Raw genomic sequence first — 23,272 nt, 5'->3', positions numbered from 1 at the left:
GGGCGCGCGCCTACGCGCCCCTTGCGCGGTGGCGGCAGCGGGGCCGCAGAAAGACGCCGGGCGTATGCCAACGCAACAAACCTCAATCTCCGCTCAATACCCACGTATGCCAACGCAACAAACCCCGATCCCAGCCCCCCGTAAACCCTTTCCCCCCCTGATCTAACCCCATAAAAAATCCGCCCCACCTGATATATGATACCCCCCGAAAAAAACACCCCCACGCACAGCCTGCGTGGCCCCCGAACAAAGGAACATCCCATGACACAGGTTCAGAGCGGCATCTTATTGGAACAGTGCCGTTTTGCCATTTATCTGGAAGCCAATATCCAGGGCGAATTTGACACCATCCGCCTTGGGTGCCGTAAATTCTGTCTGGCGCTGAAAGAGATGCAGCAAAAATTCCCGCAGGAGAAACTCGGCGCCGTGATCGCCTTTGGTTATGACGTCTGGACCGATCTCAGCGGCGGGCAGGGCGCGCCGGAGCTGAAATCCTTCGTCCCGCTCGGCAAAGGGCTGGCCCCCTCCACCCAGCGCGACATGCTGATCCACATCCAGTCCCTGCGCCATGACGTTAACTTCGCCGTGGCGCAGGCGGCGCTGGCGGCGTTCGGCAGCGCGATCCACGTTGAGGAGGAGACCCACGGTTTCCGCAATATCGAACAGCGTGACCTGAGCGGCTTTGTGGACGGCACCGAAAACCCGCAGGGTGAAAAGCGCCGCGAGGTGGCGATTATCCCTGACGACCAGCCGGACGCCGGCGGCAGTTATCTGGTGGTGCAGCGCTGGGAGCACAACCTGCGCCAGTGGTCACGCCTGCGCGTGGAACAGCAGGAGCAGGTGATGGGCCGCACCAAACTCACCGATGAAGAGCTGCCGCCGGAGAGCCGCCCGGCGACTTCGCACGTCAGCCGCGTGGATCTCAAAGAAGAGGGCAAAGGGCTGAAGATCCTGCGCCAGAGCCTGCCCTACGGCACCGTCAGCGGCAAACACGGCCTCTATTTCATCGCCTACTGCGCGCGCCTGCACAACATTGAGCAGCAGTTGCTGAGCATGTTCGGCGAGCGCGACGGCCAGCGCGACCAGATGCTGCGCTTTACCCACCCGGTGAGCGGCAGCTACTTCTTTGCCCCCTCCCTGACGCGCCTGCTGGCGCTCTGATTGCCGTGGCCGGGCAGGCGATGCCCGGCCCGGTTTTTCCTGCCTGCTCTGTTTCCCCCCGGTTTTCCTGCTTCTGCGGGCTTATAGCGTTTTATGCTTGAAAATCACCAAATGGTATATAAAAGCATTACAGCTCAGCATCGAGTTATAAATACACTGATAACACTAAAGGCATTCCGGCACGCCCGCCTGTCGGGATTGAGACAGGTGCGAGATGAAAGCAAACGTATTGAATACCAAAGCGTTATTAGCCATTGCGGCGCTGTGTGCCGGGCCGGGCGCGTCAGCGGCGGAGCTGCTCAACAGCTCTTACGATGTGTCACGCGAGCTGTTTGCGGCCCTGAACCCGCCTTTCATCCAGCAGTGGAATGCACAGCACCCGGGCGACCCGCTGACTATCCGCCAGTCCCACGGCGGCTCCTCCAAACAGGCGCTGGCGATCCTCCAGGGGCTGAAGGCGGATGTGGTGACCTACAACCAGGTCACGGATGTGCAGATCCTGCATGAGCGCGGCAACCTGGTGGCGGCGGACTGGCAGGCGCGGCTGCCGAATAACAGCTCACCGTTCTACTCCACCATGGCGTTTCTGGTGCGCAAAGGTAACCCGCGCGCCATCCATGACTGGGGCGATCTGGTGAAACCGGGCGTGTCGCTGGTGTTCCCCAACCCGAAAACCTCCGGCAATGGCCGTTACACCTACCTGGCGGCGTGGGGCGCGCTGAGCAAAGCCAACCACGGCGACGCCGCGCAAACCCGCGATCAGATGCGCCGGCTGCTGAAAAATGTGGCGGTGTTTGACACTGGCGGCCGTGGCGCGACCACGACCTTTATCGAGCGCGGGCTGGGCGACGTGCTGATCAGTTTCGAGTCAGAAGTGAATAACATCCGCAAACAGTATGGCGCGGACAAGTATGAAGTCGTGGTGCCGCCGGTGGATATTCTGGCGGAGTTCCCGGTGGCGTGGGTGGACAAGAGCGTCCGCGCCAACCACACGGAGCAGGCTGCCAAAGCCTACCTGACGTGGCTCTACAGCCCGGCGGCGCAGCAGATTATCACCGGGTTCAACTACCGGGTGTATGACGCGAAAGCCATGCAGGCTGCCGGGGCGCAGTTCCCGAAAACCACGCTGTTCCGCGTGGAAGAGGCGTTCGGCAGCTGGCCGGAGGTCATGAAGACCCATTTCGCCAGCGGCGGCGAGCTGGATACATTGTTAGCACAAGGGCATCAGTAATGTTGTTGGCCAGTAAACGCGTTCTACCCGGTTTCACCCTCAGCCTCGGCAGCAGTCTGCTGTACGTCTGCCTGATCCTGCTGCTGCCGCTGAGCGCGCTGGTGATGCAGCTGTCGCAGATGACGCTGGCGCAATACTGGGAGGTGGTCACCAGCCCGCAGGTGGTGGCGGCCTATAAAGTGACGCTGCTGTCGGCGGGGGTGGCCAGTATTTTCAACCTCTTTTTCGGCATGCTGATGGCGTGGATCCTGACGCGCTACGAATTCCCCGGCCGCAGCCTGCTGGACGGCCTGATGGACCTGCCGTTCGCCCTGCCGACCGCCGTGGCGGGCCTGACGCTGGCGGGCATGTTCTCCACCACCGGCTGGTATGGCGAGTGGCTGGCGCAGTTCGGCATCAAAGTCTCCTATACCTGGCTCGGCATCGCGGTGGCGATGGCCTTTACCAGCGTGCCCTTTGTGGTGCGTACCGTGCAGCCGGTGCTTGAGGAGCTGGGGCCGGAGTATGAAGAGGCGGCCGAAACCCTGGGGGCGAGCCGCTGGCAGAGCTTCCGCCGCGTGGTGCTGCCGGAAGTGGCCCCGGCGCTGATCGCCGGTACGGCGCTCTCTTTTACCCGCAGCCTGGGCGAATTCGGCGCGGTGATCTTCATCGCCGGAAACATCGCCTGGAAAACTGAAGTGACGTCCCTGATGATCTTTATCCGTTTGCAAGAGTTTGACTACCCGGCTGCCAGCGCCATTGCGTCGGTGATCCTCGCCGCCTCGCTGCTGCTGCTGTTCGCCATTAACACGCTGCAAAGCCGCTTCGGCAAGCGTCTGGGAGGGCACTGATGGCTGACCTGCCGCTGTTTACCGGTACCGCCCGTGCCAAAACCAACTGGGGCAAATGGCTGCTGATCGGGCTGGGCGTGGTGATTTCGCTGCTGTTCCTGGTGATGCCGCTGGTGATGATTTTCCACACCGCCTTCTCCAGCGGGGCGGCGGCGGTCTGGCAGAACCTCTCTGACCCCGACATGCTGCACGCCATCTGGCTGACGGTGCTGGTGGCGCTGATCACCGTGCCGGTGAACCTGGTGTTCGGCACGCTGCTGGCCTGGCTGGTGACACGCTTTAACTTTCCCGGCCGCCAGCTGCTGCTGACGCTGATCGATATTCCGTTCGCCGTGTCGCCGGTGGTGGCGGGGCTGCTTTATCTGCTGTTCTGGGGCACCAACGGCCCGGTCGGCGGCTGGCTGGATGCGCACAATATCCAGCTGATGTTCGCCTGGCCCGGCATGGTGCTGGTCACCATCTTCGTCACCTGCCCGTTTGTGGTCCGTGAGCTGGTGCCGGTGATGCTGAGCCAGGGCAGTCAGGAGGATGAGGCCGCGGTGCTGCTGGGTGCCTCGGGCTGGCAGATGTTCCGCCGCGTCACGCTGCCCAACATCCGCTGGGCGCTGCTCTACGGCGTGGTGCTGACCAACGCCCGCGCCATCGGCGAATTCGGCGCGGTGTCGGTGGTCTCCGGCTCGATCCGCGGCGAAACCTATACCCTGCCGTTGCAGGTTGAATTGCTGCATCAGGACTACAACACCGCCGGGGCCTTTACCGCCGCCGCGCTGCTGACCCTGATGGCCATCGTAACCCTATTTCTGAAAAGTGCCCTGCAATGGCGCCTGGCGCGCACCAACAGCCGCCTTGAACAGGAGGAAAAGAATGAGCATTAATATCGATAACATCAGCAAGTTTTTTGGCCGCACGAAAGTGCTGAATGATATCTCGCTCGATATTCCTTCCGGCCAGATGGTGGCGCTGCTGGGGCCGTCCGGCTCCGGCAAAACCACGCTGCTGCGGATTATCGCGGGGCTGGAGAGCCAGAACGGCGGCCGCCTGAGCTTCCACGGCAACGATGTCTCCCGTGTTCATGCGCGCGATCGCCAGGTCGGGTTTGTGTTCCAGCACTATGCGCTATTCCGCCATATGACGGTGTTTGACAACATCGCCTTCGGCCTGACGGTGCTGCCGCGCCGCGAGCGCCCGTCGGCGGCGGTGATCAAACAGAAAGTGGCCAAGCTGCTGGAGATGGTGCAGCTCGGCCACCTGGCGAACCGCTACCCGGCGCAGCTTTCCGGCGGCCAGAAACAGCGTGTGGCGCTGGCGCGTGCGCTGGCGGTAGAGCCGCAGATCCTGCTGCTGGATGAGCCGTTCGGCGCGCTGGATGCGCAGGTGCGCAAAGAGCTGCGCCGCTGGCTGCGTGAGCTGCACGAGGAGCTGAAGTTCACCAGCGTCTTCGTGACCCACGATCAGGAAGAGGCGATGGAAGTCGCCGATCAGGTGGTGGTGATGAGCCAGGGCAATATTGAGCAGATCGGCACGCCGGACGAAGTATGGCGCGAGCCGGCCACCCGCTTCGTGCTGGAGTTCCTGGGCGAGGTCAACCGGCTGGACGGGGAAATCCGCGGCTCGCAGCTGTTTGTCGGCCCGCACCAGTGGCCGCTGGCGCTGACGCCGCTGCACCAGGGGCCGGTGGATCTCTTCCTGCGCCCGTGGGAGATGGAAGTGAGCACCCAGCCCAGCCCGCGCTGCCCGCTGCCGGTGCAGGTGCTGGAAGTCAGCCCGCGCGGCCACTTCTGGCAGCTCACGGTGCAGCCGCAGGGCTGGCAGCAGGAGCCTATCAGCGTGGTGCTGACCAGCCACGACAGCGAAAAAGCGCCGGTGCGCGGCAGCCGGTACTACATCGGCAGCCTGAACGCGCGGCTCTATGCCGGTGACCAGCCGCTACAACCTGTTGCGTTGGCGCAGAGTGCCTGATAATTTTTAGGCACCACAGCACGCAAGGGCGGCCCTGGAGGCCGCCTTTTTATTTTCCCCCCAAAGGCATCAATCGTGACCACGCTGGAACACTGCATCGGCAATACGCCACTCATCAAATTACAACGCCTGACCGCCGGTCTCACCAGCGAAGTCTGGGTCAAACTCGAGGGCAACAACCCGGCCGGGTCGGTTAAAGACCGCGCCGCGCTGTTTATGATCCAGCAGGCGGAGCAGCGCGGCGAGCTGCGCCCCGGCGACACGCTGATTGAGGCGACCAGCGGCAACACCGGCATCGCGCTGGCGATGATCGCCGCGATGAAAGGCTACCGGCTGAAGCTGCTGATGCCGGAGAACATGAGCGCCGAGCGGCAGGCGGCGATGCGCGCCTATGGTGCGGAGCTGATTCTGGTGAGCCGCGAGGGCGGCATGGAGGGCGCGCGCGACCTGGCGCGGCAGATGGCGGAGGAGGGGCAGGGGATTGTGCTCGACCAGTTCAATAACCCGGACAACCCGCTGGCGCATTTCACCACCACCGGCCCTGAGATCTGGCAGCAGAGCGGTGGGCGGCTCACCCACTTCGTCTCCAGCATGGGTACCACCGGCACCATCACCGGCGTCAGCCGCTACCTGAAACAGCAGAACCCTTCGGTGCGGGTGATTGGCCTGCAACCGGCCGAGGGCAGCAGCATCCCCGGCATCCGCCGCTGGCCCGCCGCCTACCTGCCGGGCATTTTCCGCCCGGAACTGGTGGACGAGGTGATCGACATGAGCCAGGCGCTGGCAGAACAGACCACCCGCGCCCTGGCGCAACAGGAGGGGATTTTCTGCGGCGTCAGCTCCGGCGGCGCGGTGGCCGGGGCGCTCTGCCTGGCCGCTGCAAACCCCGGCAGCGTGGTGGTGGCGATTGTCTGCGACCGCGGCGACCGCTACCTCTCCACCGGCATTTTCGGCTGACGCCGGCGTTGCTACTCTCGCTCCAGGGCGTGGATCGGGTCCATGCGCGCCGCCCGGCGCGCCGGGAAGAAGCCGAACAGGATGCCGATCAGGCTGGAGCAGACAAAGGCCGCGACAATCGAGAACGGCGAGTAGATCATGCGGAACGGGCTGTTGAACTGGCTGAACAGCACCCCGATCCCCAGCGAAAGCAGCACGCCGATAATCCCGCCCAGCAGGCAGACCAGCACCGCCTCAATCAGAAACTGTTGCAGGATGTCCCCGGCGCGCGCGCCGACGGCCATCCGCACCCCGATCTCCCGGGTGCGCTCCGTCACTGACACCAGCATGATGTTCATCACGCCAATGCCGCCGACAATCAGCGAGATCAGCGCAATCATCGACACCAGCAGCGCCAGGGTGTTGGTGGCGCTTTCGATGGTCTGGCGGATGCTGTCAGTGTTCATCACAAAGAAATCTTTGGTGCCGTGGCGCTGCTCCAGCAGGGCGGTGATGCCGCGCTCGGCGGCGTTGAGGTCCACGTTGTCACTGACCCGCACCGTAATACTGCTGAGGTAGGTTTTGCCCAGCATCCGCCCCATCGCGGTGCTGTAGGGGATCCAGACATTCAGGCTTTCACTGGTGCCGAAGCCGCCCTGTTTCTGCGCCGCCACGCCAATCACCCGCACCGGCAGGCTGCCGAGCAAAATCACCTGGCCCACCGGGTTTTCGCCGCGCACAAACAGCTTGTTGCGGGTGTTGGTGTCGATCACCGCCTCCTGCATCAGCTGGTCAACGCTCTGGCGGGTAAAGGCCATGCCCTGCGCCATGCTGTAGCCGCGCACCACAAAGAACTCTTCACCAACGCCGCTGACGGTGCCGGTCACCGATTCGCTGCCGAAGCGCAGGGTGGTGCTGGTGGTGACGTTGGGCGTCACGCTGTGCACATAGGCCTGCCGCCGCAGGGCGTCGGCGTCACCGGCGCGCAGGGTCTGGATCGCGGCGGAACGCATGTCACCGAAGTCTTTGCCGGGGAACACCTCCAGCGTGCTGGTGCCCATCGCGCTGATGTCTGCCAGGATCTTCTCCTGCGATCCTTTGCCGAGCGCCACCACCGACACCACCGACGCGATGCCGATAATGATGCCGAGCATGGTGAGGAAGGTGCGCAGCCGCTGGGAGGCCATCGCCAGCAGTGCCATTTTAAACGCCTCGCTGAAGCGGTCGCGCTGCGCCCGCCAGCGGGACGCCGGGGCGGCGGCGGGTGCCTCATCAGGCACCGGGGCAGCCGGGGCCACGGCGGGCTGCGGGTTGGCGCGGTCAGCGATGATTTCGCCGTCGCTGATCTTGATGATCCTTTCGGCATGCTGGGCGATCTGCATATCGTGGGTGACGATCACCACCGTGTGGCCCTGGGCGTGCAGATCTTTCAGGATCGCCAGCACCTCCTGCCCGCTGTGGGTATCCAGCGCGCCGGTGGGTTCATCTGCGAGGATCACATCGCCGCCGTTGACCAGCGCCCGGGCGATACTGACGCGCTGCTGCTGGCCGCCGGAGAGCTGGCTGGGCCGGTAGTGGAGCCGCTCTGCCAGCCCCAGCCGGGTGAGCAGCGCCGCGGCGCGTTGCCGGCGCACATCGTGGCGCGTACCGGCATAGATCGCCGGCACCTCGACGTTGCCCAGCGCTGTCAGGTCGCTCAGCAGGTGATAGCGCTGGAAGATAAAGCCGAAGTGCTCACGCCGCAGCTCCGCCAGCTGGTCGCGGCTGAGATCGCGCGTGGCGCGCCCGGCCACGCGGTACTCCCCGGCCGTGGGCTGGTCAAGGCAGCCCAGCAGGTTCATCAGGGTCGATTTGCCGGAGCCGGACGCGCCGACAATCGCCACCATTTCACCCGCCTCAATCGACAGGTTAATGCCTTTGAGCACCGTGATGCGCTGTTCACCCGCCATAAACTCCCGGCGGATGCCGGTCAGCGCAAGCAGCGGCGCAGGTTGAGGGGTGTTCATCATGGCCTCCCGGCGGCGGCAGGCGCGGCATCACCCAGCGGGTTGATCACCACCTTTTCCCCGGCTTTCAGGCCCGCGGTGATCTGCGCCTGCACATTGTTGTTCAGCCCCACCGTGACCTGGCGCTCATGCGCCTCGCCCTGGGCGTCCACCACCTGCACGGTGGTGCGATCCCCGGCGCGGTGCAGCGCGGTAGAGGGCACCACCAGCGCGTTTTTAATCGCATCCAGCACGATGTAGACCTGGGCGGTCATGGAGATGCGCAGTACCCCGTCAGGGTTGGCGACATCAAACAGCCCGTTGTAGTAGATGGCGCTGGCGGTGCTGTTACTGCTGCTGCTGCCGGTCAGGGCGCTGCTGCTTTCATCGTTGATGGAGTCGGGGGCCGGTTCCACGGCGCGCAACGTGGCCTGATAGCGCTTGCCCGGCCGGCCGAGGATGGTGAAGTAGACCGGCATCCCGGTGCGCACGTTGACCACGTCCGCCTCGGAGATCTGCGCTTTGATGGTCATGGTGTCGAGATCGGCCACTTTGATGATGGTCGGCGTGCTCTGCACGGCGTTGACCGTCTGCCCCGCCTCGACCGGAATCGCCACCACGGTGCCGGCCATCGGCGCGCGGATCTGGGTGTAGCCCAGGTTCACCTGTGCGGTGTTCTCCGCGATCTGCGCCTGCACAATCTGCGCCTCCAGCGCGTTCAGATCCGCCTCGGTCGCCTCCAGGGCGGCGCGGGCGGCGTCAAAGTCCGCCTGCGCGCCGACGCCGCGCGCCAGGATGTCTTTCTGGCGGCTGAAGGTGAGCCGGTCATTGCGCAGCTGCGCCAGCCGGGCGGCCCGCTGCGCCTGCACATTTTTCAGCGCGGCCTGAGCATCACGCAGGCTGTTCTGCTGGGTCAGGTCATCGATTTCCGCCACCAGCTGGCCGGGGCTGACTTTGTCCCCCAGGGCCACATGCAGCGCCTTGATCTGGCCGGAGGCCTGCGCGCCGACGCTGACCTGCTTCTGTGCCTCGATGGTGCCGTCCGCCAGCACCGTGTGCTCCAGATCGGCCTGCGTGGCCGTGGCCGTGATAAAGGCCGGAGGGGCAGGGCGGTGGAAAGCAGCGTAGCCGACGGCGGCTATAATCAGCAGAGCCAGGATAACCAGCAACCTGCGGCGGGTGAAAAAGGGGGATCGTCCTGTAGTATGCGGCGCCATCATCCAGCGGTTCCTTGTTTCAGAGAAAAGTCGTCAGCGGCAAAAAGCGTCAGCGACAAAAATGAACGGCAACAAAAAAGTCAGCGGCAAAAAAGCGCGAAAGGGTAATTTACCCCGCCCGGCCATTGAGCGCGATACGGTGGGGGGATAATGTGTAAAAAAACAGTAAATGCTGCTGCGCGGCCCGGTCAACGGGGTAAAAATGAGCAATCTATGCGTATAAGGTCCAAAAAATGAAAATTCTGTTAGTCGATGATGATCTCGAACTCGGCACCATGCTGAGTGAGTACCTGATTGCCGAGGGGTTTGACGCCTCGCTGGTGCTGACCGGCAAAGCCGGGGTGGACGGCGCGCTCTCCGGCGAGTACACCGCGATGATCCTCGATATTATGCTGCCGGACATGAGCGGTATCGATGTGCTGCGCCAGGTGCGCAAAAACAGCCGGTTGCCGATCATTATGCTCACCGCCAAAGGGGACAACATCGACCGGGTGATCGGCCTGGAGATGGGCGCGGATGACTATATGCCGAAGCCCTGCTACCCGCGCGAGCTGGTGGCCCGCCTGCGGGCGGTGCTGCGCCGCTTTGAAGAGCAGCCGGAAGTGGCCTCGGACTCCGCGCCGGTGAGCTATGGCTTCCTGACGCTTAACCCCTCCACGCGTAACAGCGAGTGGCGCGGCGAGGTCTTTGACCTGACCGCCTCGGAGTTCAACCTGCTGGAGCTGCTGCTGCGCTCGCCGGAGCGGGTGGTTTCCAAGGATGAGCTGTCAGAGAAAGGGCTGGGCCGCCCGCGTGAAGCCTATGACCGCAGCGTGGATGTGCACATCAGTAACATCCGCCAGAAACTGGCTGCCCTGCCGGGCGGCGAAACCCTCACCATCGAAACGGTACGCAGCATTGGCTATCGCATCAAATAACAGCATGCGCGGCCGCCTGTTCTGGAAAATCCTGCTCGGCTTCTGGTTCACCTTTGTGGTGATCACCCAGATTCTCTGGGTGGTGTTCACCTTTTACGACACGCACCATGAGCCGCCGGAGAGCGGGCTGGCGCGGCGCTTTGTGAAATTGCAGATGACCTCCGCCATCTCCACGCTGCAAAGCGGCGGCCTGCCGGCGCTGGAAGCGATGATGACCGACTGGCCGGACAACGATAAACAGTTCTTTTCCGTGACGCGGGCGATGCTGCCGGCCCCCGGCGTTTCGCTGGAGGCGATGGAGCCGGGGGTGGAGCCGGCGCAGATTGTGGCCTTTGTGCAGGGGCCGGACGGGCAGGGCTACCGCCTGCGGTACAACGTGCGCGGCCTGATGGAGCAGTACCACCGCAGCCGCCCGCGCGACATCCTGCATATTCCGGCCCCGCTGTTCTGGATCGGTGCGCTGGGCGGGCTGCTGTTCAGTGCGGTGCTGGCCTGGAACCTGACCCGGCCGTTGCAGCAGATCCGCCGTGCGTTTGACCAGATCTCGCTGGGCGACCTCTCGGTACGGCTCTTCCCGGCGATGCGCCGCCGCCACGATGAGCTGGCGATGGTGGCGCGCGATTTCGATGCGATGGCCGAACGGCTGCAGGTGCTGGTGAAAGCGCGTGAGGAGCTGCTGCACGACGTCTCCCATGAGCTGCGCTCCCCGCTGGCGCGCCTGCAACTGGCGATCGGGCTGGCGCGGCAGAACCCGGTCAACGTCGAGAATTCGCTGCAACGCATTGAGCACGAAGCGGGGCGGCTGGACAAGATGATCGGCGAGCTGCTGGCGCTCTCCCGGGCGGAAAACAGCACCATGCCGGATGAAGAGTATTTCGACCTGTTGGGGCTGGTGGACGCGGTAGTCAACGATGCGCGTTATGAGGCGCAGATCCCGGGGGTGAATATCGCGCTGGAGGCGGATGAGACACGGGAGTACACCGTCAAAGGCAATGCGGAGCTGATCCGCCGCGCCGTGGATAACGTGGTGCGCAATGCGCTGCGCTTCTCCGCGCAGGGGCAGACGGTGACTGTCTCACTGGCGGTGGTGGAGGCTTACTACCGGATTGAAGTCGCCGATCAGGGGCCGGGCGTGGAGGAGGAGAAACTCTCCAGCATTTTCGACCCGTTTGTGCGGGTGAAATCCCCGCTTTCCGGCAAGGGCTACGGGCTGGGGCTGGCCATTACCCGGAAGGTGATCCTGGCGCATCAGGGGCAGGTAGAGGCGCGTAATGTGTCACCGCATGGCCTGGTGATCTCCCTGAGCATTCCGCAGTGGCAGTAGGGCAGCGGGGGCGATAGCAAGGCTGCGTCCGGTAACCCAATCATCCAAAGACCCAAAGAAAAACGGCACCCAGAAGGTGCCGTTTTTGTTGCTGTCTGCCGCAGGGCAGCAAGCGGGATTACTTACGGATGCGGATAACCGGGGTTTCGCCCACGGTGACGCTGCCGGAAAGTTTGATCAGCTCTTTGATCTCGTCCATGTTGGAGATCACCACCGGCGTCAGGGTTGACTTGGCTTTCTCTTCCAACAGCGGCAGATCAAACTCGATGACCAGGTCGCCCTTCTTAACACGCTGGCCTTCTTCGGCGATGCGTTTGAAGCCTTCGCCTTTCAGCTCCACGGTATCGATGCCGAAGTGCACGAACAGCTCAATGCCGCTGTCGGATTCGATAGAGAAAGCATGGTTGGTTTCAAAGATTTTGCCGATGGTGCCATCTACCGGCGCAACCATTCTGTTGCCCGCTGGTTTGATTGCAATGCCATCGCCCACAATCTTCTCCGCGAAAACGACATCAGGCACATCTTCAATGTTAACGATTTCACCCGAAATCGGGGCAACGATCTCAATCATGCCCGATTCTTTCTTGTCATCAGAAACCAGTGATTTCAGTTTATCGAACAAACCCATGATCTTCTCCTAAGCAGTAATTTGGGCGGCGTTCCACGCAGCGGAATCAGCAGAGTGTTTTCTCTTCAATGAACTTGTTTACCAGGTTCATTAACTCTTGCGCCGTCGGCTGAGCAAGTGCTTCGTCGGCCAACGCCTTCACATCTTCGAAGTTCGTATTACGAATAATTTTCTTGATGCGTGGGATGGAGATAGCACTCATGCTGAACTCATCTAATCCCATGCCCAATAACAGCAGTGTAGCACGTTCGTCGCCTGCTAGCTCGCCGCACATGCCGGTCCACTTGCCTTCAGCGTGGGATGCATCAATCACTTGCTTAATGAGTGTCAGAACAGCCGGTGACATTGGATTATAGAGATGAGAAATCAGCTCATTACCACGATCTACCGCCAGAGTATACTGGGTTAAATCATTTGTCCCAATACTAAAGAAGTCAACTTCTTTGGCCATGTGGTGGGCAATCGCGGCCGCGGCCGGGGTTTCCACCATCACGCCTACTTCGATGCTTTCGTCAAAGGCTTTGCCTTCGTTGCGCAGTTGCGCCTTCAGCAGCTCCAGCTCCTGTTTCAGCTCGCGCACTTCTTCAATCGAGATGATCATCGGGAACATGATGCGCAGTTTGCCGAAGGAGGAGGCGCGCAGGATAGCACGCAGCTGGGCATGCAGGATCTCTTTGCGATCCATGCAGATACGGATGGCACGCCAGCCAAGGAACGGGTTTTCCTCTTTCGGCAGGTTCATGTACGGCAGGTCTTTGTCACCGCCGATGTCCATGGTACGCACGATAACAGCCTGGGAGCCCACCGCTTCCGCTACCGCTTTGTACGCCTGGAATTGCTCTTCTTCCGTCGGCAGGGAGTCGCGGTCCATAAACAGGAACTCCGTGCGGTAGAGGCCCACGCCTTCCGCGCCGTTGCGCTCAGCGCCCGCGACGTCACGCACGGTACCGATGTTGGCGCAGACTTCCACCTGATGGCCGTCCAGGGTGATGGCCGGCAGGTCTTTGAGCTTCGCCAGATCGTTTTTCTCGGTCACATACTGGTTGTGAACCGCTTTTAATTCTTCAATGACCTCAGGGGTCGGGTTGACATAAATCTGGTTGTTGACGGCGTCCAGAATCAGGTAGTCGCCGTTGTGAACCTGTTTGGTGACGTCGCTGGTGCCCACAATCGCCGGCAGCTCCAGGGAGCGCGCCATGATGGAGGTGTGGGAGGTGCGGCCGCCCAGGTCAGTGATGAAACCCAGCACCTTGTTCAGGTTCAGCTGTGCGGTTTCAGACGGGGTCAGGTCGGTGGCCACCAGGATCACTTCATCCTGAATGGAGCCGAGGTCAACAATGGTCATGCCAAGGATGTTGCGCAGCAGGCGTTTACCGATGTCACGCACGTCAGCCGCACGCTCTTTCAGGTATTCGTCATCCAGCTCTTCCAGTGCCGTGGCCTGGGTTTCGATCACGGAATAGGCGGCGGCGTCAGCCGTGGCATGCTCATCTTTGATGAGGGCTATGATTTCCTGCTCAAGCTCTTCGTCTTCCAACAGCATGATGTGGCCTTCGAAGATCGCTTCTTTCTCTTCCCCGAAGGTTTCGCCGGCTTTGGTTTTGATGATCTCCAGCTGGGCAGAAGCTTTCGCACGGCCCGCCAGAAAACGTTCGACTTCCTGATCAACCTGATCAGCAGAGATTTTTTTCCGGTCGATGATAATCTCATCTTCTTTCAGCAGAAGAGCCTTACCGAAAGCGATACCCGGTGATACTAAAATGCCTGAAATCATAACCCTACCTTACTCGTGACTGATGTTAATAATAAAGACGGGCTTTTTTATTCGAGCTCAGCCATCAGTTTTACCAGGTGCTCAACTGCGTTCTGCTCGTCTTCGCCTTCAGCAGAGATAGTCACTACAGTGCCTTGGGTCAGGCCCAGGGTTTGCAGTTTGAACAGGCTCTTAGCGCTCGCGCTTTTGCCGTTGGACGTTACCGTGATCTCAGAGGCAAAACCTTTCGCTTCTTTGACAAATTGTGCAGCAGGGCGAGTGTGCAGACCATTCGGAGCGGTAATAGTAACTTCTTGCTGGAACATTATGTTTCCCCAACTTATTAGATTCATGTTGTGGAGCTAAAGTCTAGCTTACGCAGCTGACTTTAGCCTGTTTGATAGCGCCTGACGACGTCAGGGGCACACGCAGATGCCACAGGAACGCCAGGGCCGTACGGTACTAAAACCCGGTGCAGGGCGATGTTGGCCCGCCTCCCATTATGCCGTGTTTGCCCGGAATGTAACAAACAGGTAAACCGATTCAGCAACAACCTGGAACAGGGCGGGATTAATTTTGCGCACCGAAATAATTGCTCGCTTAAATACTAGACCTGATGGTCAAAAGCAATCTTCAGGTAGTGCAAACTTTGATGCAGCCCACAAAAAAGCACCCCGGAGGGTGCTTTTTTCAGCGTTGGCAGGCTTGTGGCACTATTGTTGCAGCTCAGTTTCTGTAAACAAATCTGCAAACAATGCCGTGCTGAGGTAACGCTCACCGGAAGAGGGCAGGATAACCACGATGGTTTTATCGGTAAACCCTGCTTCTTCTGAAAGTTTGACCGCTGCCGCCACTGCCGCACCCGACGAGATCCCCGCCAGGATGCCTTCCTCTTCCATCAGACGGCGCGCCATGCTGATCGACTCATCGTTGGTGATCTTCACGACGCGGTCCAGCAGTTCCAGATCCAGGTTGCCCGGGATGAAGCCCGCGCCGATGCCCTGGATTTTATGCGGGCCGGGTTTCACCTCTTCACCGGCCAGCGTCTGGCTGATAACCGGCGAGTCGGTCGGCTCAACGGCCACCAGAGTCAGCGCCGGGTTCTTGCTCTTCAGGAAACGGCCCGCGCCGGTGATGGTGCCGCCGGTGCCGACACCCGCGATCAGCACGTCGACGTTGCCGTCGGTGTCTTCCCAGATCTCCGGGCCGGTGGTCTTTTCATGGATCTCCGGGTTGGCCGGGTTGCTGAACTGCTGCAGGATCAGGTAACGGTCAGGGTCAGAGGCCTGAATCTCTTCCGCCTTGGCAATGGCCCCTTTCATCCCTTTCGCGCCCTCGGTCAGCACCAGATTAGCCCCCAGCGCTTTCAGCAGTTTGCGGCGCTCCACGCTCATGGTTTCCGGCATGGTCAGGGTCAGTTTGTAACCACGCGCGGCGGCAACATAGGCCAGGGCGATCCCGGTGTTGCCGCTGGTCGGCTCAACCAGTTCTTTCTCTTTGGTCAGGATGCCTTTTTTCTCGGCGTCCCAGATCATGCTGGCACCGATGCGGCATTTGACGCTAAAGCTCGGGTTACGCGATTCGACTTTGGCGAGGATACGCCCGTTGCCGATACGGTTAAGGCGTACCAGCGGCGTATGGCCGATTGTCAGAGAGTTGTCTTCATAAATCTTGCTCATAACCCGTCCTTTAACTGGTTGAAAATTGTGGGGAACGTCATGAGCATACGCTAACGTCCTCCACAAGGAAGTAAAGAATTGGTATATCGATATGTTATTAGGAAATATGTTTTTGTCCCAATAACAAGAGGAAGGCGGGGAGAAAAACTCCCCGGAAAAGACGGGGATCAGCGGCGGGTGCCGCTGCCCGGCGTGCGGTAACGATCGACCCACATGGCGGTCGCGCCACACACGGCCACCGGCATAATAAACAGGTTAAGCAGGGGGATCATGGTGAACAGACTGACCAGCGCGCCGAACTGCAAATTGTCGACTTTATGGCGGCGCAGCGCCTGACGCATCTCGGCAAAACTGACCTTGTGGTTGTCAAACGGGTAGTCACAGTACTGGATGGCGAGCATCCAGGCGCTGAAGATAAACCACAGCACCGGGGCGACCGTCTGGCCGATGCCGGGGATAAAGTAAAGCACCAGCAGCACCAGGGCGCGCGGCAAATAGTAGACCAGCTTCAGCCACTCGCGCTTCATGATGCGCGGCAGATCTTTCACAATACCGACAAAGCCGCTGTCCGGCAGCGGGGTGCCGGTCAGGTGCCCTTCAAGCTGTTCAGCCAGCAGCCCGTTAAAGGGCGCGGCAATCCAGTTGACCACAGTGCTGAACAGGTAACTGAACACCAGCAGAATAGAGATCACCGCCAGCGGCCACAGCAGGTAGCTCAGCCACTGTAACCAGTCAGGCACATGGCCCATCAGCGCAGGGATCCAGGCGTCGAGCCGGGTGTAGAGCCACCAGAAGGCCGCCCCCATCAGGACGATATTCAGTAACAGGGGAACAATGATAAAACGTTTGATACCGGGCAGGGAGAGCAGGCGCCATCCCTCGGCCACATAATGGAACCCGTTAGCCCCATCTGGCGCGTGTCGTGGTGCAGGCATGAAAGGAACATCTCAACGTGGAAAATCGGCCCGGCTATCATATCGGGATGATTTTCCGCTGACTAGGGGCCAATTGCTGGAAAAAACAGCAGAAAAAGGGTGCCCGCTCATGTTTATGCCGGGAAAATAGAGTCAATACTTGCACTTGTGTACGCGGGCAAATAGAGTTACTAGAATGAATGTTTTCCGCGGCAACCAGGCTGCGGTGGCAATGTATAAAAGCAACCAGAGATAGCAATGATGCAGGATTTGCGTCTGATACTAATCGTTGTTGGCGCGATCGCCATAATAGCGTTGTTATTGCATGGTCTGTGGACCAGCCGCAAGGAACGCTCATCCCTTTTCCGCGATCGCCCGGCTAAACGAAGCAAAAAAGAGCGAAACAGTGCCCCGGCCGATGATGCGGATGAGGGGATTGGCGATGTGCGGGTGCGTACCGCGCACGATGAGCCGGAACTGGGGCAATTTGATGCCCCGGAAGCGCCCCCGGCCCGCCGCCCGGTTCCGCCTCAGCCCACGCCGCCGCCGCGCGCCCAGGAGCCGGCTCCCCAGCCGCGCCAGCCTCAGCCGGTGGCCGCAGAAGGGGATGACCCGTTGCTGAGCGGCTATTCTGCTGCTGAAACGGCTACCGCGCCGGCGGCCCGCCCGCGTGAGGTGCCGGAACACAAACCGGTGCATACTTTCGTGCCGGCCGAGGATGACGAAGACGATCTGCCTGCTTTCGGCGCTGCCCCGGCGGCAGAGCCTGTGGCCGCACCGCGCCCGGCTGCTGCGCCAGCGGCACAGGACGCCCCGGCGGCCCCTGCCGCTGAACCGGCAGCGCCGCCTGCGCCGCCGAAAGAGAAACTGAAAGAGACGGTGCTGGTGCTGCATGTCGCGGCCCATCAGGGCGGTGTGATCAACGGCGAAGTGCTGTTGCAGAGCGTGCTGCAGGCCGGTTTCCAGTTTGGCCAGATGAACATTTTCCACCGTCATCTCAGCCCGGCGGGCAGCGGCCCGGTCCTCTTCAGCATGGCGAACATGGTGAAACCCGGCTCCTTTAACCCGGACACCATGGCAGACTTCTCCACCCCGGGCGTGACCATGTTTATGATGGTGCCGTGCTATGGCGATGCCAACCAGAACTTCAAACTGCTGCTGCAGTCCGCCCAGCGCATCGCGGATGATGTCGGCGGCGTGGTGCTGGATGATGAGCGCCGCATGATGACACCGCAGAAGCTGGAAACTTATAAAGCCCGCATCCGCGAAGTGCTGGAGGCCACGGCCTGACTGCCCTGAACGGCCTGGCCAGGCACCCCCGCTTCCCCCTCAGAACCCCCGCATGCCGGGGGTTTTTTATCCTCTAATGGTGAGCCAATGGAACCGATCATTCAAAAAATCAATCAGCTGCGGGCCACACTGCGCCATCACGAGTACCAGTACCACGTTCTGGATGCCCCGGAAATCCCGGATGCAGAGTATGACCGGCTGATGCGTGAACTGCGCGAACTGGAAACGGCCCATCCGGAACTGATCACCGCCGACTCCCCCACCCAGCGGGTCGGGGCCGCGCCGCTGACCGCCTTTGAGCAGGTGCGCCACGAGGTGCCGATGCTCTCGCTGGATAACGTGTTTGATGAGGACAGCTACCTGTCGTTCAACAAGCGTGTACAGGACCGGCTGAAAAGCGCCGATACCCTGACCTTCTGCTGTGAACTGAAACTGGACGGCCTGGCTGTCAGCCTGCTGTATGAGGATGGCGAGCTGGTGCGTGCTGCCACGCGCGGCGACGGCACCACCGGCGAGAACATTACCGCCAATGTGCGCACCATCCGTGCCATTCCGCTGCGCCTGACCGGCGAGAACATTCCGCGCCGGGTCGAGGTGCGCGGGGAAGTGTTTATGCCGCAGAAAGGGTTTGAAGCGCTGAATGAGGAAGCGCGGCGTACCGGCGGCAAAGTCTTCGCCAACCCGCGTAACGCCGCGGCCGGTTCACTGCGTCAGCTTGACCCGCGTATCACCGCCAAACGCCCGCTGACCTTTTTCTGTTACGGCGTTGGGGTAATGGAGGGCGGGGAATTGCCGCGCAGCCACTGGGAGCGCCTGATGCAGTTCCGCGCCTGGGGCCTGCCGGTCAGTGACCGTATCCGCTTGTGCCGCGGCAGCGATGAGGTGCTGGCGTTTTACCGCCATGTCGAAGAGACGCGCGCCACCCTGGGGTTTGACATCGACGGCGTGGTGATCAAGGTCGATTCGCTGGATCTGCAGGAGACGCTGGGCTTTGTGGCGCGTGCGCCGCGCTGGGCGATTGCCTTCAAATTCCCGGCACAGGAGCAGGTGACCACCGTGCGGGATGTAGAGTTCCAGGTGGGGCGCACCGGTGCGATCACCCCGGTGGCGCGGCTGGAGCCGGTGCTGGTGGCCGGGGCGATGGTCAGCAACGCCACGCTGCATAACGCCGATGAGATTGAGCGCCTCGGCCTGCGCATCGGCGATACGGTGATTGTGCGCCGCGCCGGGGATGTCATCCCGCAGGTCGTCGGGGTGGTGATGAGTGAGCGCCCGGAGCATGTACGCGAAGTAGCGTTCCCCACCACCTGCCCGGTGTGCGGCTCGGATGTGGAGCGGGTCGAGGGCGAGGCGGTAGCCCGCTGCACCGGCGGCCTGATCTGCGGCGCGCAGCGTAAAGAGTCCCTGAAGCACTTTGTCTCACGCCGTGCGATGGACGTGGACGGCATGGGCGACAAGATTATCGACCAGCTGGTAGAGAAAGAGTATGTCAAAACCCCGGCCGATCTGTTCCGTCTTACTGCCGGTAAGCTGACCGGGCTGGATCGTATGGGGCCGAAATCGGCGCAGAATCTGGTAAATGCGTTGCAGAAGGCGAAGCAGACCACGCTGGCCCGCTTCCTCTACGCGCTCGGCATCCGGGAAGTGGGGGAGGCGACCGCCGCCAACCTGGCCGCGCATTTCGGGTCAGTCGAGGCGCTGAAGGCGGCCGACCTGGACGCGCTGAAAAGCGTGCAGGACGTCGGCGATGTGGTCGCGAAGCATGTGCGCAACTTCCTGGAGGAGACCCATAACCAGCAGGTGATCGATGAACTGCTCGATCCGGCCATCGGCATCCATTGGCCCGAGGTGCAGGTGATTGTACCGGAGGAGATCAACAGCCCGTTTGCCGGGAAAACCGTGGTGCTGACCGGCTCGCTGACGCTGCTGTCGCGCGACGAAGCCAAAGACCGGCTGACCGCGCTGGGCGCGAAAGTCAGCGGCAGTGTCTCGAAGAAAACCGATCTGGTGATCGCCGGTGAGGCAGCCGGGTCTAAGCTGGCGAAGGCGCAGGAGCTGGGGATTGAGGTGATTGACGAGGCGGAGATGATGCGCCTGCTGGATGCCTCAGCATGATGGACAAACAGGACCTGGTTGAGATCGCCACCACGCCGATGCCGTTTGGCAAATACCAGGGCCGGATGTTGATCGATCTGCCGGAAGAGTATTTGCTGTGGTTCGCCCGCAAAGAGGCGTTTCCGGCGGGGAAGCTCGGCCAGCTGATGCAACTGACGCTGGCTATCCGCATGGAAGGGCTGGAAGATCTGGTCAGGCCGCTGAAACGCAGCTGAAACAGGGGGCACGGCGCCATGCCGTGCCCCTTTTGCCTCAGGCTTTCCCGGCGGCCGGGGCCGTCTCTGCCGGGGCGTGTTTACGCTGGTAACGCCGCGCCAGCACCGCGCAGGTCATCAGCTGAACCTGGTGGAAGATCATCAGCGGCAGCACCATTATCCCGACGCTGGCCGCCGGAAACAGAATATTCGCCATCGGGACGCCGTTCGCCAGGCTCTTTTTCGAGCCGCAGAACACAATGGTAATCTCATCCTCCCGGCTGAAGCCCAGCCGCCGCGCCATCCAGGTATTGAACAGCAGAATCAGCGTCAGCAACAGGCCGCAGAACAGCAGGATTGCCAGCAGTGAACCCAGCCCCACCTGATGCCAGATGCCGTGCGTCACCGCCTCACTGAAGGCAGAGTAGACCACCAGCAGGATCGAGGTCTGGTCAGTTTTGCCGATGAGCTTCTTATGACGCGCCACCCAGGCACCCAGCCACGGGCGTGATAAATGACCCAGCACAAAGGGCACCAGCAACTGCAACACAATCGTGCCGATCTGCTCCAGCATGTTCTGCCCGTCGCTGTGGACATGCATCAGCAGGCCGACCAGCAGTGGGGAGACGAAAATCCCCAGCAGGCTTGAGGCCGACGCGCTGCATACCGCTGCCGCCACATTGCCGCCCGCCAGCGAGGTGAACGCGATAGCGGACTGCACCGTCGCCGGCAGGATGCAGAGGTAAACAAAGCCGGTGTAGATAGCCGGGTCAACCGGTAGCGGTGACCACCACTGTAACCCCACCCCTAATACCGGAAACACGATAAAGGTACTGCCCATCACCCACAGATGCAGCCGCCAGTTATTGCTGCCCGCCAGGATCGCCTCGCGTGACAGCTTGGCCCCATGCATGAAAAACAGCAGGGCAATGGCGGCGGTAGTGAGGTGGGTGAAGAAGGGCACAAACGCTCCCTGCGCCGGTAAAAACGAGGCCAGCAGCACGGTAGCCAGCAGGGTCAGGGTAAAAGTATCAGGTAAAAAGCGCATTGGCGGCTCATCAAAAGGGAAAGATGGCTATTGTGGCGCAGGGCGATACAATGAAAAAATTGATTTATTTAATCCATTAATGAGTTTTCTGCATGAATTATTCGCTGCGGCAGTTACGGGTGTTTATCGCCATCGCCCAACATGGCAGCTTCAGCCGTGCCGGGGAGGCGATTGGCCTCAGCCAGTCAGCCGTCAGCCACAGCATGCGCGAGCTGGAGGCAGAAGCGGGCGTGCGGCTGCTTGACCGCACCACGCGCGAAGTGGTGCTGACGGATGCCGGGCGGCGGCTGGCCCCGCGGGTTGAACGGTTACTGGAGGAGCTTCAGGCGACCCTGCTGGATGCCCGCAGCTTCGGCACCCAGCACACCGGCACCGTGCGGGTCGCTTCCAGCCAGACCATCTCCGCCCACCTGATGCCGCAGTGCATCGCCTGCAGCGCCGGGCGTTACCCGGAGATCCGCCTGATGCTTCGCGACCAGCCGCAACAGCTGGTGCTGCACAGCGTGCGCAATGCTGAGGTCGATTTTGGTATCGTCATCGATCCGGTGCAGGCGCAGGATCTACACTGTGAGCCGATTCTTCAGGAGCCGTTTTTGCTGCTGTGCCGCAGCGACCACCCTTTCGCGCAGAAGAGTGCCGTCAGCTGGCGTGACCTGCACGGGCAGGCGCTGGTATTGCAGGATTATGCCTCCGGCAGCCGCCCATTAATTGACCGGGCGCTGGCGGCACAGGAGATTACGGCCGAGATTGTGCAGGAGATTGGCCACCCGGTCACGCTCTACCCGATGGTTGAGGCAGGGATTGGCCTCAGTGTGCTGCCGGCGCTGGCGTTACCTTTGCCGTCAGGCAGTGCATTGACGGTGCGGCCGCTGGTGCCGGTGGTCAACCGCACATTGATGTTGATCCGGCGTAAAAACCGCTCCCTGTCACCGGCGGCGGGAGCGATTTGGCAGGTCGTACAGGAGCAGGCGGCTGCCTTGACTGAGCGCCGGCAACAGCAGCCTGGCTGGCCCCAGGGCTGACGCCGTTAAACGTAGATGTCGATCTGGTTAGTGGCGCTGGGTCGGTTCACCCCTTCAACGCGGGCAGTGCTGGTATCAGCGGGTTTGGCCTGGGCGGCCTGCTGCTTCTGCTGAGCTGCTTCAGCCTGTTGCGCTTGCAGGCGTGCAATCTGCGCCTGCAACTGTGCAATCTGCGCTTGCAGCAGGTCTTTCTGCTTCTGAATTTCGTCACTGCTCTCAGACGATGAGCTGAGATCTTTAACCTGTTGCGTCAGTTTCTGAACCTGTTTGTTCAACTGCGCAATCTGTTGGGCCGGATCGCTGGACGAAGAGGAGCTGGTGCTTTGGGTCGATGCGGAGCCCGACGCGCTGATCGTAGTCATAATTACCTCATCATTAAGTGGCTGCCCGGAATGCGGGCTTATGGGGTATCGGCGACGAACGTCGGCCCTTTATCGGCCTTTCGAATTTTTTACACTCAATGGGCAATGCGGGCCTGGCCTGGCAGGGCAGGGCAGGCGAAAACCGGGCAGAGAAAAAGCAAACAGAGGAAAAGGCGAAAAATAGCAGGAAAAATGTTGGGTAATGTATTGGGTGAGGCTTCAGGAAAACAGGGAAGATAAAACAGGGAGGGTAAAACAAAGAGGTGAGAAATGGTGGGCGATGACGGGCTCGAACCGCCGACCCCCTCCGTGTAAAGGAGATGCTCTACCAACTGAGCTAATCGCCCATTTCTCAAAACAGGGTACTACTCTCAAACAGGGTACTACGTGTCTTACGTGATGGTGGGTCGTGCAGGATTCGAACCTGCGACCAATTGATTAAAAGTCAACTGCTCTACCAACTGAGCTAACGACCCATCAGGTACTGCTTTTTAGCGTAACGTTCAGACGTGGTGGGCGATGACGGGCTCGAACCGCCGACCCCCTCCGTGTAAAGGAGATGCTCTACCAACTGAGCTAATCGCCCACTTCTGAATGCAACAAACTTCTTTTCAGTAAACCCGGTGAAAGATGGTGGGCGATGACGGGCTCGAACCGCCGACCCCCTCCGTGTAAAGGAGATGCTCTACCAACTGAGCTAATCGCCC

The 23,272-nt window shown here is 61.1% G+C and carries 21 protein-coding genes and 4 tRNA genes; 12 read left to right on the top strand and 13 right to left on the bottom strand.

Annotation, left to right across the window (positions count from 1 at the left end):
• Positions 1 to 261: 261 nt before the first annotated feature.
• From CYR32_RS19895 to cysM, 6 genes are all read left to right on the top strand, one after another.
• Positions 262 to 1,161 carry a Dyp-type peroxidase gene (locus CYR32_RS19895; protein ID WP_101826848.1) on the top strand — a complete coding sequence of 300 codons (900 nt, stop codon included), beginning with the start codon at positions 262 to 264 and terminating at the stop codon, positions 1,159 to 1,161.
• Positions 1,162 to 1,375: 214 nt separating this feature from the next.
• On the top strand, positions 1,376 to 2,392 hold the full coding sequence (gene cysP / locus CYR32_RS19890) for a thiosulfate ABC transporter substrate-binding protein CysP (protein WP_101826847.1): 1,017 nt from the start codon (positions 1,376 to 1,378) through the stop codon (positions 2,390 to 2,392).
• Positions 2,392 to 3,222 carry a sulfate/thiosulfate ABC transporter permease CysT gene (cysT, locus tag CYR32_RS19885; protein WP_101826846.1) on the top strand — a complete coding sequence of 277 codons (831 nt, stop codon included), beginning with the start codon at positions 2,392 to 2,394 and terminating at the stop codon, positions 3,220 to 3,222. The genes cysP and cysT overlap by 1 nt, the downstream gene beginning before the upstream one ends.
• The gene (gene cysW, locus CYR32_RS19880) at positions 3,222 to 4,097 is read left to right on the top strand and encodes a sulfate/thiosulfate ABC transporter permease CysW (RefSeq protein WP_101826845.1); all 876 of its coding nucleotides are present in this window, start codon (positions 3,222 to 3,224) and stop codon (positions 4,095 to 4,097) included. The genes cysT and cysW overlap by 1 nt, the downstream gene beginning before the upstream one ends.
• Complete coding sequence (gene cysA / locus CYR32_RS19875; RefSeq protein WP_101826844.1) at positions 4,087 to 5,181, top strand: sulfate/thiosulfate ABC transporter ATP-binding protein CysA; 1,095 nt, start codon at positions 4,087 to 4,089, stop codon at positions 5,179 to 5,181. The genes cysW and cysA overlap by 11 nt, the downstream gene beginning before the upstream one ends.
• 75 nt (positions 5,182 to 5,256) lie before the next feature.
• Positions 5,257 to 6,138: a cysteine synthase CysM gene (cysM, locus tag CYR32_RS19870; RefSeq protein ID WP_101826843.1), complete on the top strand. Its 882-nt coding sequence runs from the start codon at positions 5,257 to 5,259 to the stop codon at positions 6,136 to 6,138.
• An 11-nt stretch (positions 6,139 to 6,149) separates the two neighbouring features.
• On the opposite strand, the gene CYR32_RS19865 is transcribed toward cysM, so the two are convergent.
• Complete coding sequence (locus CYR32_RS19865; protein WP_420912853.1) at positions 6,150 to 8,126, bottom strand: MacB family efflux pump subunit; 1,977 nt, start codon at positions 8,124 to 8,126, stop codon at positions 6,150 to 6,152.
• Positions 8,123 to 9,319, bottom strand: coding sequence for an efflux RND transporter periplasmic adaptor subunit (locus CYR32_RS19860; protein ID WP_101826850.1), 1,197 nt, complete (start codon positions 9,317 to 9,319; stop codon positions 8,123 to 8,125). Before CYR32_RS19860 ends, CYR32_RS19865 begins: the two co-directional genes overlap by 4 nt.
• A gap of 233 nt (positions 9,320 to 9,552) precedes the next feature.
• Between CYR32_RS19860 and CYR32_RS19855 the strand changes: the two genes are divergently transcribed.
• Both CYR32_RS19855 and CYR32_RS19850 read left to right on the top strand, forming a co-directional pair.
• Entirely contained in the window at positions 9,553 to 10,236 is a 684-nt protein-coding gene (locus CYR32_RS19855; RefSeq protein ID WP_101826841.1) for a response regulator transcription factor, read from the top strand.
• 4 nt (positions 10,237 to 10,240) lie between these two features.
• Positions 10,241 to 11,560 carry a sensor histidine kinase gene (locus CYR32_RS19850; protein ID WP_175578838.1) on the top strand — a complete coding sequence of 440 codons (1,320 nt, stop codon included), beginning with the start codon at positions 10,241 to 10,243 and terminating at the stop codon, positions 11,558 to 11,560.
• Between the two features lie 118 nt (positions 11,561 to 11,678).
• Here the strand turns inward: CYR32_RS19850 and crr are convergent, their stop codons facing one another.
• The 5 genes from crr to cysZ all read right to left on the bottom strand — a co-directional run bounded on the left by crr (position 11,679) and on the right by cysZ (position 16,555).
• Positions 11,679 to 12,188 (bottom strand): PTS glucose transporter subunit IIA, encoded by a 510-nt coding sequence (gene crr / locus CYR32_RS19845; RefSeq protein ID WP_101826839.1) that lies wholly within the window; start codon positions 12,186 to 12,188, stop codon positions 11,679 to 11,681.
• Between the two features lie 46 nt (positions 12,189 to 12,234).
• A complete protein-coding gene (gene ptsI, locus CYR32_RS19840; protein ID WP_101826838.1) occupies positions 12,235 to 13,962 on the bottom strand; it encodes a phosphoenolpyruvate-protein phosphotransferase PtsI in 1,728 nt (575 codons plus the stop codon).
• A gap of 47 nt (positions 13,963 to 14,009) precedes the next feature.
• Positions 14,010 to 14,267 (bottom strand): phosphocarrier protein Hpr, encoded by a 258-nt coding sequence (gene ptsH / locus CYR32_RS19835; RefSeq protein ID WP_101826837.1) that lies wholly within the window; start codon positions 14,265 to 14,267, stop codon positions 14,010 to 14,012.
• Between the two features lie 387 nt (positions 14,268 to 14,654).
• Positions 14,655 to 15,620: a cysteine synthase A gene (cysK, locus tag CYR32_RS19830; RefSeq protein WP_101826836.1), complete on the bottom strand. Its 966-nt coding sequence runs from the start codon at positions 15,618 to 15,620 to the stop codon at positions 14,655 to 14,657.
• Positions 15,621 to 15,787: 167 nt separating this feature from the next.
• The gene (cysZ, locus tag CYR32_RS19825; protein WP_101826835.1) at positions 15,788 to 16,555 is read right to left on the bottom strand and encodes a sulfate transporter CysZ; all 768 of its coding nucleotides are present in this window, start codon (positions 16,553 to 16,555) and stop codon (positions 15,788 to 15,790) included.
• A gap of 237 nt (positions 16,556 to 16,792) precedes the next feature.
• Here cysZ and zipA point away from each other — a divergent pair, with 237 nt between their 5' ends.
• From zipA to CYR32_RS19810, 3 genes are all read left to right on the top strand, one after another.
• Complete coding sequence (zipA, locus tag CYR32_RS19820; RefSeq protein ID WP_101826834.1) at positions 16,793 to 17,824, top strand: cell division protein ZipA; 1,032 nt, start codon at positions 16,793 to 16,795, stop codon at positions 17,822 to 17,824.
• Between the two features lie 87 nt (positions 17,825 to 17,911).
• Positions 17,912 to 19,939, top strand: coding sequence for an NAD-dependent DNA ligase LigA (ligA, locus tag CYR32_RS19815; RefSeq protein WP_101826833.1), 2,028 nt, complete (start codon positions 17,912 to 17,914; stop codon positions 19,937 to 19,939).
• Positions 19,939 to 20,154, top strand: a complete 216-nt coding sequence (locus CYR32_RS19810; protein WP_101826849.1) for a DUF3820 family protein — start codon at positions 19,939 to 19,941, stop codon at positions 20,152 to 20,154. Before ligA ends, CYR32_RS19810 begins: the two co-directional genes overlap by 1 nt.
• A 37-nt stretch (positions 20,155 to 20,191) precedes the next feature.
• Here CYR32_RS19810 and CYR32_RS19805 read toward each other — a convergent pair whose 3' ends face one another.
• The gene (locus CYR32_RS19805; RefSeq protein WP_101826832.1) at positions 20,192 to 21,181 is read right to left on the bottom strand and encodes a bile acid:sodium symporter family protein; all 990 of its coding nucleotides are present in this window, start codon (positions 21,179 to 21,181) and stop codon (positions 20,192 to 20,194) included.
• Positions 21,182 to 21,273: 92 nt separating this feature from the next.
• Here CYR32_RS19805 and CYR32_RS19800 point away from each other — a divergent pair, with 92 nt between their 5' ends.
• The gene (locus CYR32_RS19800) at positions 21,274 to 22,203 is read left to right on the top strand and encodes a LysR family transcriptional regulator (protein ID WP_101826831.1); all 930 of its coding nucleotides are present in this window, start codon (positions 21,274 to 21,276) and stop codon (positions 22,201 to 22,203) included.
• Positions 22,204 to 22,208: 5 nt separating this feature from the next.
• On the opposite strand, the gene CYR32_RS19795 is transcribed toward CYR32_RS19800, so the two are convergent.
• From CYR32_RS19795 to CYR32_RS19775, 5 genes are all read right to left on the bottom strand, one after another.
• Positions 22,209 to 22,565, bottom strand: a complete 357-nt coding sequence (locus tag CYR32_RS19795; protein WP_101826830.1) for a FlxA-like family protein — start codon at positions 22,563 to 22,565, stop codon at positions 22,209 to 22,211.
• A 271-nt stretch (positions 22,566 to 22,836) separates the two neighbouring features.
• A tRNA-Val gene (locus CYR32_RS19790) sits at positions 22,837 to 22,912 on the bottom strand.
• 53 nt (positions 22,913 to 22,965) lie between these two features.
• A tRNA-Lys gene (locus CYR32_RS19785) sits at positions 22,966 to 23,041 on the bottom strand.
• A gap of 34 nt (positions 23,042 to 23,075) precedes the next feature.
• Positions 23,076 to 23,151, bottom strand: a tRNA-Val gene (locus CYR32_RS19780).
• 45 nt (positions 23,152 to 23,196) lie between these two features.
• A tRNA-Val gene (locus CYR32_RS19775) sits at positions 23,197 to 23,272 on the bottom strand.

Source organism: Chimaeribacter coloradensis, from assembly GCF_002858715.1.
Taxonomy (GTDB): Bacteria; Pseudomonadota; Gammaproteobacteria; order Enterobacterales; family Enterobacteriaceae; genus Chimaeribacter; species Chimaeribacter coloradensis.
Note: the sequence above shows the minus strand (reverse complement) of the source record. Positions and strands in the feature narration are given on the sequence as shown.